The organism is Burkholderia sp. LS-044 (assembly GCF_004803625.1).
GTDB lineage: Bacteria > Pseudomonadota > Gammaproteobacteria > Burkholderiales > Burkholderiaceae > Burkholderia > Burkholderia cepacia.
This window is the reverse complement of the sequence record NZ_SSWO01000019.1, coordinates 15,218-30,659: the sequence shown is the minus strand read 5'-3', so window position 1 is coordinate 30,659 and position 15,442 is coordinate 15,218. Positions and strand designations below refer to the sequence as shown.

Genomic DNA, 15,442 nt, shown 5'->3' with positions numbered 1-15,442 from the left:
CTGGCGAAGTGCCTCCCGTATCTGAAAGATCGACTACAAGAGCTTGATCGGTAAAACGCGATTTGATTCCAAGGGCGATCTCCAGAATGCGACGATGACACTCTATACGTTCAAGAACGGGAAACGCGAAAGCCTGCGCGTACAACATTGAATATCGGGACACCCCGACACGACGTTCGGGGTGTCTGCTTCCTCTCTGGTCAAACGCGCCCGTGCGCTCAGTCGCCTGCAGCCAGGAAGTTCACCGGACCGTCAGTCAAACGCAAAGCGGGGGAACCCGATCCGCCCACGGTGCAGCGCGCTCAAGCTGCGCGGCGAGCGAGAACAGCAGCGACTCTGCGCCGAACGCCCCCGCGAAATGGCTGCCGATCGGCAGGCCTTGCTCGTCCCAGTAAAGCGGCACCGACATCGCGGGCTGACCGGTCGCGTTGAACCATGCCGTGAACGGAGAAAACCGATGCGCTCGATCGATGACTTCGCTCAACGACTGCGTGTCGTCCGCGGTCGCAAGTTCGGCCGGCGCAAGCGGCGGCATCGCGAGCGTCGGCGTTAGCAGCACGTCGTAGCGCTCCATCAACCGGCCGAACGTCCGGCCCAATGCATGGATCCAGTCGACGGCGCTCGCGTATTCGGCGCCGCTTGCATTGCCTTTCTCCCGCAGGATGATACGGGTGCGGGCCTCGATTTCGCCGTCGCGTACCGGAAGTCCGCGCTGGTTGCCTATCATGTCGACCAGCGCACGCGTTTGTGCGCCGATGATCGTGAATACACGGTCATAGAACGCCTCCGAATCGACCGGACTATCGAGCGGCTCGACGTGGTGTCCGAGCGAGCGCAGCAACGCGACGGTATGTGCGAGTGCGGGTCGGCAGGCCGGATGAAGCGGCCACGGTGGCGCTTGCTCTATCACGGCGATTTTTAGCGGCCGCGGATCGCGCTGCGTGGCCGCGAGAAACGTCTCCGGTTGGCATGGCGCCGCATAGGGCGCGCCGGTATCGGCGCCCGCGGTCAGGTCCAGCAGGGCGGCGCTGTCGCGAACCGAGCGCGTGATCGCGTGGTTGATGGCCATGCCGGCCCATCCTTCGCCGATCATCGGGCCATTCGGCGTTCGACCGCGTGTCGGCTTCAATCCGAACACGCCGCAGCAGGACGCGGGCACCCTCAGCGAGCCACCGCCGTCGTTGCCGTGCGCGAACGGCAGCACGCGCGCGGCGACAAGCGCTGCCGCGGCGCCGCTCGATCCGCCGGCGCTCACATGCGGATTCCACGGATTGCGTGTGACGCCGAAACGCGCTGAGGAGGTGCAAAACGACGTGCCCAGTTCGGGCGACAGCGAGGTTCCAGCGATCGGTATGCCCGCGCGCCGTAGGCGCCCCACGAGTTCGCCGTCGAAGTCGGGCCGGTAGTCGCCGAACAGGAACGATCCGTTCGCCATGCGTGCGCCGCGCACCGGCATGAAAAGGTCCTTGATGAGTGTCGGGACACCGGCGAGTACGCTCTCGTGGCCAGTGATGGTCGATGCGGCTAGTCTGGCCGTTTCGTCGAGGCGCTCTGCGACGGCATTCAGCGAGGGGTTGATCGCGTCGAGACTGGCGAGGACGGCGTCCAGCAGTTCCGTCGGCGTTACTTCTTTCTCGCGAACGAGCGCCGCGAGCGCGATGCCATCATGCGTGGCGATGAGCGTTTGGAAATCTTTCATAGGTCTATCGTTCGAGAACAAGAAAATGGGAGTGGATCAATCGTCGCCGCGGCTACGAAATGCCGGCAGCAACCACAGCAGTGCCGTGGCGGCTGTACCGGACGCGATGGAGACGATTGCGGGACGCAGTCCGCCGAACGCCTGTGCACATCCGAGCACGACCAACGGGCTGAGGAACTGGCCCAAATAGAGCGCGGCTGTGAAACCGCCCAGGGCGCGGCCACGAATCGCGAGCGATAGCCTGCGCATCAGCGGCAGGATTGCGTTTGGGACCAGCATGCCGCCGCCGAAGCCGTGAATCACGACCGCCACGACGATGGCCGGCACCGTATTGGCGCTCGCAAGCAGATACAGACCCACCGCAAGCAGCACAAGGAGCGCGACATTGACGAAGCGCCGGCCGAGCGAGTCGCGCAACCATGGCCATGCGATGGAGCCGGCCAGCGTCGATAGCAAACCGATACCCGAGACCGCACCGATCATCGTCGACGAGTGCTGCCCGATGTCGATCATCAGCTGCGGCATCTGCACCGGGACCACGAAGGAACTGACCATTCCGACGCAGATCAGCAGATAGCCAATGGCGAGCGTCGACGCGAGCTTGCCGCCGGACAGCGGCGTGCCGCCGTCGCCCGGCTCGGCGGGCCGACCATGACGCAGCGGCTCCCACAGCAGGGCGGCAATCGCAGGTATGAGCAGGATCGGCAGCAGGTAAAGATAGAACGGATAGCGCCATGCGTGCTCGCCGGCCGCGCCGCCGAGCACGAAAAAAATCGTGCCGACGACACCGATCGTGACGACCTGCCGGTTCACGTAGCGCACCCGTTGTTCACCGTGCCAGTAGTCGCCGATTAACGTCGTGCAGCACGTCATCACGCACGCTTCCGCGGCGCCGAGCGCGAACCGGCAGACGAGGATCGCGGTGAAACTGTCGAGCCATGCCGGCGCAGCGCCGACCAGCCCGTACACGAGCGTTGCTAGCAAAAGCAGCATCTTGCGTCCGACGCGATCGGCAAGCCAGCCGGCGAGCGGCGCGCACAGCGCGATCGCAAGGGCGGGGCCCGTCGCGACGAGCGGCACGAGTGCGGCGAGGCGCGGGTTGGCTGGCACGAAGTCCGCCGCGAGTTTCGGCAGGATCGGCGCGATCATGACTGCGCCCATTACGGTGAGACTGCTGCCGAGCAGCAGCACAGCACCCTGGCTGGCGCCGGCTTGCCTAGCGGCACGTGAATATGGCGCGGTATGCGCGGAAGAAAGCGGATTCATCGACTGCTCCCGAATCAGAACATCAGAACGACAGCGCGGCACGCAGCGCGATTTGGTACCCCTGCGCGTGGTTTTGCGCACCGAATTCCTTGTAAACGTGCAGCCATACCGCCGGCTTTCCCTGTTCGACATAGCTGATCGCGGGGCCCACCGCGTTCACGTGCGCGCGGTTGCCGTCGACATTCGGGCCGTGGTCGTTGCTCAGTTGCCGCTCGATGTAGCCGCCGAGGCCGGCGGTGAACGGGCCGATGTGCTGTCCGAGCGCGAATTCCTGGCGGAACCCGGTGCCGCTTCGATAGTTCGTTGCACGGTTCGTCGTGTTCTGATCGACCTCGATGCTGGTCGAGATTTCGAATCCGCTGTCGGTGATGTACGTTGCGCCGATGATCGGCGAGAAGGTCCAGTGGTTGACGCCAGGATTGAAAAGTCGAGTGGACCGATAGGCTCCCGTTGGCGCCTGCACTTGGAGTGCGACGTTGACGAACAGATTAGGCAAAGTCCACGCGAGAATCAGCGGCTGGAAATCCGCATCGCCGATATTGGTCGGATCGGCCGACATTGCGAGCGTTCCCGCGGGCGTCGGTACGTTCACGTGCCCGTTCAGATTCAGGAACGGCACGATCGCGCCGAAGCCGACGTTCGCGCCGAACAGCCTCGCGTTTGTCATTCTGATGTATGCGAGGCTCCACGACGCGGCTGTTAATGAGAAGTCGGCATTGCCGCCGTTGCGCATCGTGTGCGTCGAGTAGTACGCGAAGCGTGTGGCGAGCGTGCCGTTGGGCGTGGGTGGCGGCGTCATCCCCGCGCCGAAATCGAACACGCCGAACGGCGTGATCGGGCCGTCGTTTTCAAGCGCGCCAGCGCTCTGACATGCGAGCGTTGCCGCCAATGTGCCGATCGCGACGACGGTGGTGCGTGTGCGACAGTGCCGCACGCCATGCGGGCGTCTTAGGACTTTCATCGTGCCGTTTCCCGTACAGTTGAAATGTGTACGGAGTCTAGGAACGTCAAAATCCGGCGCGTTATCCGCTTTTGGTAATTATCGTGGGGGGCGTTTGAGCGTATCGGACGGCAGTTCGCCGAACAGTTCCCGGTAGTGCGACGCGAATCGGCTCAGGTGCCAGAAGCCCCAGCGGCACGCGACGTCGCTGACCGAAGCGCTCGCCGGGGAATGTTCGCGCAGTTCGCGACGCACCGCGTTGAGCCGTACCACACGCAAGTACCACGCAGGATGCGTGCCGAGGATTTCCTCGAAGCAGTACTGCAGCTTGCGCCGGCTCGCGCCCACCGCACGGCATACGTCGAGCACGGTCAGTGGAACGCCGGGCTGCGAGATCACGAGCTCGCGCACGCGGTCGACGATGCGACGCCGCGCGGATGGATCGAGCCGAACGGGCCGGCCGGCCGCTTCAAGCGCGTCGACGAGTTCGATCAGAATAGTGTCGCGCAGCGCCTTGCGCGTCTGCAGACGCGCAAGGCGCTGCTCCGACGTGTCTGCAGCGCTGAAACCCGCTACCAGCAAGGATTTCAACGCTTCGTAGCGGGCCACCGGCACGCGCGCGATGCTGGTTTCGCTGGACGGCGTTCCGCCGGCTTCGCCATCGTTATCGCCGAGCCATACCAGCCTGCGAAGCGTATCGGTTGGGACAGTCAGCAATACGACGTCCTGGTGGTCCGGGGTGCGCAACTCCGGCAGCGATGTGCCGCTGGAGACAAGCAGCGCTTTGTCGCGCAGCGGTGAGCCGCCGCAGTATCCGGTGCCTGAGGTTTCCAGCGGGATGCTGAACGACGTGCTACCGGCGCACTGGTCGCCACGTTTCAGCAGCGAGCGATTCACGCGTTCCCTCAGGAGCTGCATCTCGTCGAGGCGGATCGCATGGACGGTACCCTGGAAAGGCCCAGGCGAGAGCTGATCGAGGTGGATCGACCAGCCGTGCGTGCATTCGGCGAGGCTGTCGACGTCATTGCAGGTGAAGCGCCGGATGAACGGCATCCCGTCCGTCGAAGAGTCGCCGGTTGTCGCGGGCGGCAACGGGGTGTACGGCATGGCAGGTTGGGCGATGGACGAAGACCAGTGCCGACAGTGCGCACACCATAAATCATTGACAATGCGTCTTTACCCCGAGGCCGGACGTGCCCGACGCGCTCGCGGCTGGCAGACCTTCGGCCGACGACGTCGGCGGCGAATTCACGAGCCAGCCTCCGTCATCGACTTCCTGATAGCGCCGCATCAGCGGGTTGACTTGGCGAACGCTCAGACCGATCCGTTACGCTGCACGCCCGGGTTTCCAACCCATCTCGGCGATCAGCATCACCTTGGTTCGGTCAAGTTCTCGCATGGCGCACTCAGTGAGATTGAGTACCGGGAGAGTCTGGGGCTGACGACATAACCGATCGTATGTCTATGCAGTTATTACTAGTGCATACAGAAGAGAGACCTAAATTTTCAAAATAATTACAAAAACGACGAATATTAATATTCGCGTAAGAATTTGATCGATGAATTTCAAAAAGAACTCCGGAATTTTGCTAGTGCGGCGAGAATGAGGGCGCGCTGGAGAGTCGATATTTGATCTAGAGCTATTGCATCTTTTATTTATTGTTTGATCAAAAATCTGCAGTTGCTGGATGCACGTCAATGACTATGCCGCGTATAATTAAGTGAATTTGAAAGCCATATTTCATAAATTGCTTTGTACATGAGGGGCCGCCGGGAGATGCAACTTGTTTGACGCCCGGTTATCGCATAAACAGCGGCGCCATTGTGATTGCTGCTCGCACTCCCGTCAGTGCCATCACTTTGCCAACGTTCTCAACTGAGGATCATTATGGTCACCGATCCGTGTTAGTGCGCAGGGATTCGAGAAAAATCCGAGGCCCTGAGCAGTATCCTGGGATACGTGTTGTGTCCCGGCCGAGGTTCGTCCGGCGGCGAATTGCGACTCATAGGTTACCCCCCCCACTGCTTGCCGGCTGCACCTATTTCGCTCTCTTATTTTAAATACAAGGAAAACCAATGAAAGGCAAAAGCAGCACGCGCCTCGTCCTAAGGCTCTCCACCTTGGCCGCGCTCGCCGTGCAAGCGTCCGCGCAAGCGGCCACCTGCACGCCGCAGTGGAGCAGTTCGGCCAGCACCAACACCACGAATCTGCAGAACGCCATCCAACAGTGCGCTGCCAGCGGCACCAGCAGCAGTCCGGGCCTGGTCGACCTGGCCAGCAACAACGGCATCTCGACGGCGGTCATCACCAGCGTGAATCTCGCCAACAATATCGTGCTGAAGTTGGAGAAGGGCTTCACGCTGAAGGGCTCGCCCGCGCAGCCCTCGAGCGGCGCGATGCTGACCGGCAGCAATCTGAGCAACCTGACCATTACCGGCACCGGCGCGATCGACGGCGACGGACAGGACTACTGGCCTGCCGCAGTCGGGCAGAACAATACGGCCCGGCCCAAACTGATCGCCATCACCGGCTCAAACCTGCAGATTGGCTCGAACTTCACCGATGCCGGCAAATCGCAGTCGATCGTGGCCTTCCCGAGTTCGTCCAATGCTACCGGCAGCGCACTGATCATCCGCAACTCGCCGAAGGAGCAACTGGTGATTGAATCGGGCTCGAAGAACGTCACGATCGACGGCGTGTGGATCTACGCGAATCCGAACCGCAATGCCAGCGGTGACGATCTCGCGCCGAACACCGACGCGATCGACATCATCGGCACCCAGACGGCGACCATCAAGAACTGTCTGCTCGACACCGGCGACGACGATATCGCCATCAAGTCAAACGCGGGCGGGGCGGCCACCTCGAGCGTCAACGTCAGCCATTGCGTGGTGGGCGGTGGTCATGGCATCTCGATCGGCGGCCAGGAGGCGGCCGGCACCACGCTCGCCAAGCCCGGCGTCTCGCAGGTGACGGTCGACACGATGCAGTTCAGCGGCACCGACTACGGCTACCGGATCAAGACCGACCAGACCGCCAAGGACAGCGGTGCCACCACCGGCGTGACCTACCGGAACACCTGCATGCGCAACGTCCAGCAGCCCTTCCTGTTCACCTACGCCTACGCCTCGGGCACCGGCGGCGCCCTGCCGATCATCGCCAACGTCACCATCGACAATGTGATCGCCACCGCCACCAAGCAGCAAGGCGCCATAATCGGGCTCTCGAACAGCCTGATGGGCGTGCCAAAATCGGGCGACACGGGAATCAGCATCACCAATAGCCAGATCAGTGGCGGTAAGGCCTTCTCCGTGACCGACGGCGAATTGCAACTGGGCAGCCACAGCAGCGCGACGACCTCGACCGGTTCGAACGGACAAGTAGTGGGGATTCCGGATACCGGCGCGACGCTGTCCTGCCCGAGCAGCATCACGATCCCTGCGCAGATTTGAGCGACATGGGGACACGTCTTCGGTAGGGGCCAAATTAGGATCAAAACGCCTGATGCGTAAGCGCGAAATCCTCCGCACCTAGCCGGCACTGCTGAATCGATCCACGATTGCGTCCGCAACTCACACTTGCGGACGCAACCACGATGACAGCTGACACGATTGACCTCGTTTACCTGCCCCTGAAGGTGATGCACGTTTCGCCGCACGGCAAACGGTCGTTCGATCCAGATGGGAAACGCCGCCTGGTCGAAGCATGCTTGCAACCCGGCGCGTCACTATCGTTGGCCAGGCTGGCTTACCCGGATACGGGAGGCCAATCTGATCCGTTCAATGTCGTGCAAGGGCTGCTCGCCCCATAACGCGGCGTGCGAAGGCTTCTTGGGGTGCTCTTGATTTCCATGCATTTTTCCGGTTAGCCGCCTTTAAGCCCAGTAAGGCTTTGCCATGCGACCCTCAATAAATATCTATACAAATCAATATGATACTGTCTACCCCTCGCTTGAAGATCGTTGGTCGTTGTCAGAAGGTCTGGTCGGCTCGAAACCCCACCGTCGCCGGCTGTGCAAGCAGGCCCGAAAGGCCTTCTTGTTAGGCTCGTTGACTGGTTGACAGGACGGCGTTGTCGGACGCGGTACTCGGCAGGATCCGCTTCGCATAGAGCGCTGTCGATGGCGGTCAAAATCCGCGCTTTTCCGGCGGCGTCACGTCGCGGCGGCATGACACAAATGTAAAAGTCGGCGTTTTGGACGCGACCAACCTGTCGGAAGCGGGATGTTGATGCGGGGCGCGACGTAAGGAGCCCGTAGGGTGACTGGAGACGCGCCCCGCGTCGCATTGGGCGATGCGCATGGTAGAAAGGCGTTTGCCGAAGAAGAACAACAGGCGCGGCACCGGCCTCAACCGCCAAGTCCAGTACGGTGCCGCACCTCCACATAGGATCCAGATGGCAGGCCCGTCGGCCGGCCGGAGAGCCGTGTGAGCGATCAGTATCGCATTGCTCGCGCGGCCCGTCGACCTCAGTCGACTCCTCGTCTTTGGCGTTCTCGAGGAACCGCCAATGCAGCCGCCCACGGGCCGCCTGTACCTGTGCGCCCGTTGCCGGGCGCAGGTCTTCATCTGCCGCCGGTGCGATCGCGGCAATCGATATTGCCGGAATTGCGCCGCCGACGTACGCCGTGACCGTGTGCGCGAGGCTGGACGACGCTATCAGCGCACGCGCCGTGGGCGCGTTGCTCACGCGGCTCGAGCCAAGCGCTATCGGGCTCGGCGCAATAAAGTGACGCATCAGGGTTCACCTGACGTGCCCGCCGATGGTGTACTGCAACCGGACCGTGACGCCGCCATTGCACTCGCCAACGCCGCCGCCCATCCGGCGGCGGCGCAGCCGTTGCGTTGCCATTGCTGCGGCGGCTTGTTGCTGCCACTGGTGCGAACCGGCTTCGTGCGCCGTCGCGGTCCCCGTCGTGTTCGCTCCGAAGGGGCCTCCTTCGGGCGGTGCCCTGATCGCGGAGACCCCGATGACGATTCCGGTTGAACTCGAAGCGCAGATCCTGCGCCTGTATTACGCCGAGAAATGGCCGTGCGGCACCATTGCCAAGCAGTTGCGCGTGCATCGTGAGACGGCGCAGCGCGTGATTGCCCATGCCGGGCTGCCCCGGATTGGGCCGCAGCCGAAACCCTCGATGATCGAACCGTACCTGCCGTTCATCCGGCAGACACTGACGAAATACCCAACGCTGACGGCCAGCCGCCTCTATGTGATGGTTCGCGAGCGCGGCTACAAAGGGGCGCCGGACCACTTCCGGCATCTGATCTCACTGCACCGCCCCCGGAAACCTGCGGAGGCCTTCCTGCGTCTGCGCACGCTCCCCGGCGAGCAGGCCCAGGTCGATTGGGGGCACTTCGGCCACTGATGGCGTTCGTGATGGTGCTCTCATACTCGCGCGATATCTACCTGCGCTTCTTCCTTGATGCGCGAATGGAGAACTTCCTGCGCGGCCACATCGGCGCGTTTAACACATGGTGTGGACTACCAAGAGTCCTGCTGTACGACAACCTGAAATCGGCCGTGCTCGAGCGCGTTGGTGATGCGATCCGCTTCCATCCGACGCTGCTCGCGTTCGCCGGCCACTACCGCTTCGAGCCTCGGCCTGTCGCCGTTGCGCGCGGCAACGAGAAGGGACGCGTGGAACGCGCGATCCGCCATGTTCGAGAAGCCTTCTTCGCCGCGCGCAAGTACACCGATCTCGATGATCTGAACGCGCAAGCCGAGCAATGGTGCCGTACCCAGGCGGCCGACCGGCCATGCCCTGAGGATCGCACGATGACCGTGCGCGAAGCGTTCGCTCGCGAGCAGCCGTTGTTGTTGACGTTGCCCGACAATCCATACCCCGTCGAAGAGCAACTGGCCGTGAAGGTGGGCAAGACGCCGTACGTGCGCTTCGACCTGAACGATTACACGATCCCGCATACCCACGTGCGTCGCACGTTGACCGTCCGGGCCGACCTCAACCAGGTGCGGGTGTTCGACGGTGCCGAGATGATCGCCAGCCATCGACGTTGCTACGACCGGGCCGAACAGATCGAAGACCCACAGCACCTTAAAACGCTCGAGCAGTTCAAACGCGAAGCCCGGCAGCACCGCGGCGTCAACAGCCTGACCCGAGCGGTACCGGCCTGCGAGCTCCTGCTGATCCGTGCGGCCGAACGTGGCGCAAGCGTCGGCGGGCTGACGAGCTCGCTGCTACGCCTGCTCGACCGCTACGGCGCTGCCGAATTGCAGGCCGCCGTCGAAGACGCGTTGCGTGCGGGATCGGCGCATACCAATACCGTACGGGCCGCGCTGGAGCGCCGCCGCGCCGCGCGCGGCGCACCGCCTCCCGTTGCCATGAATCTGCCGGAGCACGTACGGCGCAAGGATGCGCCCGTCCAGCCGCACCGGCTCGATACCTACGATCAACTGACTGCGGAGAAAAAGGATGACGTCGACCCCGAACAACAATGAGATGCTGCGTTCGCGCGCCAGGGCGTTACGCCTGAACGGCCTCGTCGAGCATTGGTCCGAAGTCGACGGCTCCACCTGGCTTGCGCCGTTGCTGCAGTGGGAGGAAGACGAACGGGCCCATCGATCACTGCAACGGCGCATTCGCGCCGCGAAGCTGAGCAAGTTCAAGACGCTGACCGACTTCGACTGGGACTGGCCCAAGCGGATCGACCGCGCGGCGGTCGAGGACCTGATGTCGCTCTCGTTCCTCGACGACGCGACCAACATCGTGTTCATCGGCCCGAACGGCGTGGGCAAATCGACGCTGGCGCAGAACGTCGCGCACCATGCGCTGATCCAGGGCCGCACGGTGCTGTTCAAGTCGGCTAGCGAGATGCTCGGCGAACTCGCGGCACTGGACAGCGATTCGGCGCTGCGCCGCCGCTTGCATCACTATGCCACGCCGGACATCCTCGTGATCGACGAGGTCGGCTATCTCTCGTACTCGAACCGCCACGCCGACTTGCTGTTCGAACTCGTCAGCCGTCGATATGAGGCCCGATCGACCATCGTGACGACCAACAAGCCGTTCGCGGAATGGTCGGAGGTGTTCCCGAACGCCGCCTGCGTAGTGTCGCTGGTCGACCGTCTCGTGCATCGCGCCGAGGTGATCTCGATCGAAGGCGAATCGTATCGGCTCAAAGAGGCCCGCGAGCGCAACGAAGCGCGGGCCCGGCAGCGCAAGACGCGCAAACCTGCCGCAAAGAAGGGGCCGACGTCATGAGCCGCGCACCGTTGCTGCCCTCCGGGCGCCGGCGTGGCCTGCCGTTCGTCGTGCCCGACGACTGGACGCCCGAACAGGCGCTGGCTGCGTATGAACTGCTCGAGGATCTGCTCGCCGTGATCACCGACTTCTACGGCGCCCAACTCCACGAACAGCTGCGTGAGCAGCGCACGTCACGACCGGGTATCCGAACGCGAAAGCTCGACCCGCCGTTCTGAACAGCGCCACCGCCGCATCACGTCAAAGGGGCCCGAGGGCCCCTTCGTACTTGAGCGAATCACTCAGCATTGCACCGCCATTTAAGCGCGGTTTTACACCGCCATCAACAGCCCCATAGCGCGCATCGCTATCAACCTCCCGCCACGGTCCGTCGAGCCAGGCTGGATTCCAACAATATCGACACGAGACTCACTGTCTGACTGGCTACAAAATTCCGCCGCAGGTCAGGTTCGGTGATGGCTGGTTTTCGGATTCGCGACAACGGAACCTGTGCGACCGACGCCACGCCGTTCGTTCCCGGCGCAGACACCGCACGCGCACACGGTGCGTGTCGAGCCGTCAGTCCGGCGCCGTCCCGGTCGATTCGCGCACGACGAGTTCGGGTGCTCCGATCGTATGCACGGCCGCACCCGGCTCGATCCCGTCGATCATGTCGAGCGTCAGCGCGATCGCCCGCGCGGCGATCTGCGACGTAGGGAACCGCACGGTCGTGAGCGCCGGGCGGAACTGGTGCGCGAGCTGGATATCGGTCATGCCGACCACCGACAGCTCGGCCGGCACGCGCAGGCCGAGATCGGCGGCCGCCTGCATCGCGCCGATCGCCATTAGGTCGTTGGTCGCGAACAGCGCGGTGAGGCCGGGCTTCTCGCGCAGCAGCGCGGCGGCCGCTTCGTAGCCGCCTTCGATCGAATCGTGCGCCGACACGGCCGTCAGCGCGTCGGCCGGATGGCCGCGCGCCGCGAGTTCGTCGGCGAAACCGCGCAGCCTCACCGACTGCGGACCGCCCGACCCCTTGCCGACGAGCGCGCCGAACGCACGATGCCGCAGCCCGGACAGATGCGCGGCCGCCAGCGCGCCCGCCGCCGCGAAATCGACGGTCACGCACGGCAACGTGCGCGACGCATGCACGCGTTCCCACATGCACAGCACGATCGATGCGCCGTGACGCGCGATGTCGGCGAGCTCCGCTTCGGCGAGATCGGTGTTCATCACGATCGCGCCGGCCGCGAGCGTCCCCGCGATCCGCTCGAGGTAGTTGCGCGTGATCGCCGGATCGTCGTCGGTATTGGACACGAGCAGGTAATGGCCGCGCTTGCGCGCCTCGCGTTCGGCGGCCAGCACGAACTCCGGGTAGAACGGGTTCGTGATGTTCGACAGCATTAGCGCGAGCGTCGACGTGCGGCCCTCTGCGAGCGCGCGCGCAGTCAGGTTCGGCCGATAGCCGAGTTCGCGGATCGCCGCCATCACGCGTTCGACGGTCGCTGGCTTCACCTTCTGCGGATTGCGCAGCACGTTCGAGACGGTCGCCGCCGTGACGTTCGCGCGCTGTGCGACTTGCGCGAGCGTCACCAAGCGCGGCCTCCGGTCGGCCTGTCGGCATGGTGCAGCGGAAGTGAAGCGGGAGAGTGTCTGCTCATATTCTGGGAGTCTGTCCCACAAGTTGCACAGGGACAGCCGATACGCTAATTTCTCGACACATCAGAGGAAGGAGACGACATGGTACGGCGAACCGGGCAATTTGCGCCACTGAAATTTAAGCGATTAAATTTTCCGATCCGATGCGTATGACGGGCTGGAGGAGAGCGCGATGACCGCCATTTCATTGAAGGACGTCTCGAAGCGCTACGGCGACCATGCGCCGGTGCTGCGTGACGTGAACCTTGAGATCGCGTCGCACGAATTCTGCGTGTTTCTCGGTCCGTCGGGCTGCGGAAAATCCACGCTGTTGCGGATGATCGCCGGTCTCGAGGACGTGACCGAGGGCGAGCTGCGGATCGGCGGCGCACGAATTAACGACACACCGCCCGCGGAGCGCGGCGTCGCGATGGTGTTCCAGAGCTACGCGCTGTTTCCGCACATGACCGTGTTCGACAACATCGGTTTCGGGCTTCGGATCGCCGGCACGCCGAAGGACGAGATCCGCCGCCGCGTGACCGAGGCCGCGCGCGTGCTGCAGCTTGAAGCACTGCTCGATCGCAAGCCGAAGGCTTTGTCCGGCGGGCAGCGGCAGCGCGTGGCGATCGGCCGCGCGATCGTGCGTGAGCCGCGCGTGTTCCTGTTCGACGAGCCGTTGTCGAATCTCGACGCGACGCTGCGCGGCCAGACGCGTGTCGAAATCGCGCGGCTGCACGCGCGCTTCACGCAATCGAGTTCGGTCTACGTCACGCATGACCAGATCGAGGCGATGACGCTGGCCGACCGGATCGTGCTGCTGCATGCTGGCGACGACGTCGCGCGCTTCGGCAGCATCGCGCAGGCCGGTGCGCCGCTCGAGCTGTATCACCGGCCGGCCAACCGCTTCGTCGCCGGCTTCATCGGCTCGCCGCGGATGAACTTTCTGCCGGCCATCGTCGACGCGTGCGATGCGCACGGCTGCCGGCTGACGCTGGACCGTACGGGCGAAACGCTGACGCTGCGCGAGCGCCCGCTGCCGCGCCACGTCGGCTGCGGCGCGCGCGTGCTGCTCGGGATCCGTCCCGAGCACCTCACGATCGCGGCGTCCGGCGATGCCGGCTTGCCGTCGATCGTCCGCGACATCGCGCTCGTCGAGCAACTCGGCGAAGCCGCGTACGTGCATCTCGACCAGCCCGACGGCGTCCCGCTGCTCGCGAAACTGCCGGGTCAGGCCACGTTGCGGCGCGGCGAGCGCCACGCATTCCACGTGCCGCCGTCGCGGTGCCACCTGTTCGACGAAGCCGGCATCGCGTTGCCGGCCATTCACGCCGAAGCGGCGTTCGCGTAGTGGCGTAGGGCCGCCCCGCCGCGCGCGACGCGGCATTCAACACACCAATACCAGGAGACAACGATGAGACTTCGTGCGAGCCGACTGCTGCTTGCCCTGACGACTGCGGCGGTCTGCGCCGCGGGGACGGCCGACGCGGGCACGTTGAAAGTTAACGTCGCCGCGCGCGGCAACCAGCGCGCGACGTGGCAGGCGACGTTCGACCAGTTCCACAAGGCCAATCCGGACATCGACCTGAAGGTCAGCTACGTCGGCGAGGAGGCATACAAGGTGCAGATGTCCGGCTGGCTCGCGACCGATCCGCCCGACGTGCTGAGCTGGAACAACGGCGAAAGGCTCGCGTATTTCGCGAAGCGCGGGCTGATCGAGGACCTGAGCGCGGACTGGCAGAAGAACGGCTGGAGCGATACGTATGCGTCCGTCAAGCAGTCGTCGACCTACGGCGGCAAGCTCTACAGTTTGCCGCTCGGCTATGACGCGTACGGGCTGTTCTATCGCAAGGACCTGTTCGAGAAGGCCGGCATTCACGGCGAGCCGGCCGACTGGCCGCAGTTTCTCGACGCGTGCCGCAAGCTGAAGGCGGCCGGCATCGCGCCGATCGCGGTGGCCGCGCGCGATGCATGGACGCTCGCCGCGTGGTTCGACTACCTCGACCTGCGGATCAACGGCTATGCGTTCCACCAGAAGCTGATGGCCGGCGACGTCGCCTATACCGATCCGCGCGTGCGGGCCGTGTACGCAGCATGGAAGAAGCTGATCGACGACAAGTATTTCATCGACAACGCATTGTCCTACGACGTCGATTCGCTGAGCCCGCTGATCGTCAACGGCCAGGCCGCGATGACGCTGATGGGCACGTGGTATTCGGCCGGATTGCTGAGCGCGACGCGCAACCCGATCAGCTTCTTCCGGTTCCCGGTGATCGACGCGTCGGTGCCGCTTGCCGAGGACGGCCCGGTCAACGTGCTGATCGTCCCCGCGAAGGCGCACAACAAGACCGATGCGCGACGCTTCCTCGCGTTCATGGGGCAGCCGGCGGTCAGCGGCGAGTTCGCGAAGGGGATGGGGCAACTGCCGTCGAACAACAAGGCGCCCGAGCCGCAGGACCCGATCTCGAAGATCGGCTTCCATACGCTCGCGACGACGCCGGGCGGGATCGCGCAGTTCTACGACCGCGACATGACGAAGGAAATGGCCGACGAGGGGATGAAGGCGATGCAGCAGTTCCTGTCCGATCCGGCGCAGCTCGATGCGATCCTGCAGCGCCTCGAGCAGACCCGCAAGCGCATTTACCGCAAGTAATGCGCCGCGCGGCCGGGCCGGCGAGGATGTCGGCCCGGTGCTTCATCGTCACC

13 protein-coding genes and 1 pseudogene are annotated in these 15,442 nt (G+C 63.9%); 9 read left to right on the top strand and 5 right to left on the bottom strand.

What is annotated here, in order from left to right; all coding sequences use genetic code 11:
• Nucleotides 1-256: 256 nt before the first annotated feature.
• From E9536_RS34060 to E9536_RS34045, 4 genes are all read right to left on the bottom strand, one after another.
• Nucleotides 257-1,699 carry an amidase gene (locus E9536_RS34060; RefSeq protein WP_011548513.1) on the bottom strand — a complete coding sequence of 481 codons (1,443 nt, stop codon included), beginning with the start codon at nucleotides 1,697-1,699 and terminating at the stop codon, nucleotides 257-259.
• Between the two features lie 36 nt (nucleotides 1,700-1,735).
• Nucleotides 1,736-2,965 (bottom strand): MFS transporter, encoded by a 1,230-nt coding sequence (locus tag E9536_RS34055; protein WP_011548512.1) that lies wholly within the window; start codon nucleotides 2,963-2,965, stop codon nucleotides 1,736-1,738.
• Nucleotides 2,966-2,987: 22 nt separating this feature from the next.
• A complete protein-coding gene (locus E9536_RS34050; RefSeq protein WP_011548511.1) occupies nucleotides 2,988-3,926 on the bottom strand; it encodes a transporter in 939 nt (312 codons plus the stop codon).
• Nucleotides 3,927-4,004: 78 nt separating this feature from the next.
• Nucleotides 4,005-4,958 carry a helix-turn-helix domain-containing protein gene (locus tag E9536_RS34045; RefSeq protein WP_226113973.1) on the bottom strand — a complete coding sequence of 318 codons (954 nt, stop codon included), beginning with the start codon at nucleotides 4,956-4,958 and terminating at the stop codon, nucleotides 4,005-4,007.
• Between E9536_RS34045 and E9536_RS34040 the strand changes: the two genes are divergently transcribed.
• From E9536_RS34040 to E9536_RS34010, 7 genes and pseudogenes are all read left to right on the top strand, one after another.
• Complete coding sequence (locus E9536_RS34040) at nucleotides 4,948-5,355, top strand: hypothetical protein (RefSeq protein ID WP_226113972.1); 408 nt, start codon at nucleotides 4,948-4,950, stop codon at nucleotides 5,353-5,355. The two genes, E9536_RS34045 and E9536_RS34040, sit on opposite strands and share 11 nt — an antisense overlap.
• 626 nt (nucleotides 5,356-5,981) lie before the next feature.
• Nucleotides 5,982-7,358 carry a glycosyl hydrolase family 28 protein gene (locus tag E9536_RS34035; protein ID WP_011548508.1) on the top strand — a complete coding sequence of 459 codons (1,377 nt, stop codon included), beginning with the start codon at nucleotides 5,982-5,984 and terminating at the stop codon, nucleotides 7,356-7,358.
• Between the two features lie 143 nt (nucleotides 7,359-7,501).
• A pseudogene (locus E9536_RS42275) lies at nucleotides 7,502-7,639 on the top strand (IS66 family insertion sequence element accessory protein TnpB); the annotation flags it as partial.
• Nucleotides 7,640-8,875: 1,236 nt separating this feature from the next.
• Nucleotides 8,876-9,271, top strand: a complete 396-nt coding sequence (locus tag E9536_RS42270; RefSeq protein ID WP_011694460.1) for a transposase — start codon at nucleotides 8,876-8,878, stop codon at nucleotides 9,269-9,271.
• Between the two features lie 11 nt (nucleotides 9,272-9,282).
• Nucleotides 9,283-10,362: an IS21 family transposase gene (locus E9536_RS34020; protein WP_226292306.1), complete on the top strand. Its 1,080-nt coding sequence runs from the start codon at nucleotides 9,283-9,285 to the stop codon at nucleotides 10,360-10,362.
• On the top strand, nucleotides 10,337-11,125 hold the full coding sequence (istB, locus tag E9536_RS34015) for an IS21-like element helper ATPase IstB (protein WP_011694462.1): 789 nt from the start codon (nucleotides 10,337-10,339) through the stop codon (nucleotides 11,123-11,125). The genes E9536_RS34020 and istB overlap by 26 nt, the downstream gene beginning before the upstream one ends.
• Nucleotides 11,122-11,343, top strand: coding sequence for a hypothetical protein (locus E9536_RS34010; RefSeq protein ID WP_011548505.1), 222 nt, complete (start codon nucleotides 11,122-11,124; stop codon nucleotides 11,341-11,343). The genes istB and E9536_RS34010 overlap by 4 nt, the downstream gene beginning before the upstream one ends.
• 340 nt (nucleotides 11,344-11,683) lie before the next feature.
• Here E9536_RS34010 and E9536_RS34005 read toward each other — a convergent pair whose 3' ends face one another.
• Entirely contained in the window at nucleotides 11,684-12,697 is a 1,014-nt protein-coding gene (locus E9536_RS34005; protein ID WP_011548504.1) for a LacI family DNA-binding transcriptional regulator, read from the bottom strand.
• Between the two features lie 235 nt (nucleotides 12,698-12,932).
• Here E9536_RS34005 and ugpC point away from each other — a divergent pair, with 235 nt between their 5' ends.
• Both ugpC and E9536_RS33995 read left to right on the top strand, forming a co-directional pair.
• Nucleotides 12,933-14,087, top strand: a complete 1,155-nt coding sequence (gene ugpC / locus E9536_RS34000) for a sn-glycerol-3-phosphate ABC transporter ATP-binding protein UgpC (protein WP_011548503.1) — start codon at nucleotides 12,933-12,935, stop codon at nucleotides 14,085-14,087.
• 63 nt (nucleotides 14,088-14,150) lie between these two features.
• Nucleotides 14,151-15,389, top strand: a complete 1,239-nt coding sequence (locus E9536_RS33995) for an ABC transporter substrate-binding protein (protein ID WP_011548502.1) — start codon at nucleotides 14,151-14,153, stop codon at nucleotides 15,387-15,389.
• The last annotated feature ends 53 nt before the right edge of the window (nucleotides 15,390-15,442 follow it).

What these genes read in the sequence shown, in the direction of transcription:
- E9536_RS34055 (WP_011548512.1), bottom strand. Translation starts at nt 2,965, where the DNA reads ATGAATCCGCTTTCTTCCGCGCATACCGCGCCATATTCACGTGCCGCT.
- E9536_RS33995 (WP_011548502.1), top strand. Translation starts at nt 14,151, where the DNA reads ATGAGACTTCGTGCGAGCCGACTGCTGCTTGCCCTGACGACTGCGGCG.
- E9536_RS34060 (WP_011548513.1), bottom strand. Translation starts at nt 1,699, where the DNA reads ATGAAAGATTTCCAAACGCTCATCGCCACGCATGATGGCATCGCGCTC.
- E9536_RS34050 (WP_011548511.1), bottom strand. Translation starts at nt 3,926, where the DNA reads ATGAAAGTCCTAAGACGCCCGCATGGCGTGCGGCACTGTCGCACACGC.
- E9536_RS34045 (WP_226113973.1), bottom strand. Translation starts at nt 4,958, where the DNA reads ATGCCGTTCATCCGGCGCTTCACCTGCAATGACGTCGACAGCCTCGCC.
- ugpC (WP_011548503.1), top strand. Translation starts at nt 12,933, where the DNA reads ATGACCGCCATTTCATTGAAGGACGTCTCGAAGCGCTACGGCGACCAT.
- E9536_RS34035 (WP_011548508.1), top strand. Translation starts at nt 5,982, where the DNA reads ATGAAAGGCAAAAGCAGCACGCGCCTCGTCCTAAGGCTCTCCACCTTG.
- E9536_RS34040 (WP_226113972.1), top strand. Translation starts at nt 4,948, where the DNA reads ATGAACGGCATCCCGTCCGTCGAAGAGTCGCCGGTTGTCGCGGGCGGC.
- E9536_RS34010 (WP_011548505.1), top strand. Translation starts at nt 11,122, where the DNA reads ATGAGCCGCGCACCGTTGCTGCCCTCCGGGCGCCGGCGTGGCCTGCCG.
- E9536_RS42270 (WP_011694460.1), top strand. Translation starts at nt 8,876, where the DNA reads ATGACGATTCCGGTTGAACTCGAAGCGCAGATCCTGCGCCTGTATTAC.
- E9536_RS34020 (WP_226292306.1), top strand. Translation starts at nt 9,283, where the DNA reads ATGGTGCTCTCATACTCGCGCGATATCTACCTGCGCTTCTTCCTTGAT.
- istB (WP_011694462.1), top strand. Translation starts at nt 10,337, where the DNA reads ATGACGTCGACCCCGAACAACAATGAGATGCTGCGTTCGCGCGCCAGG.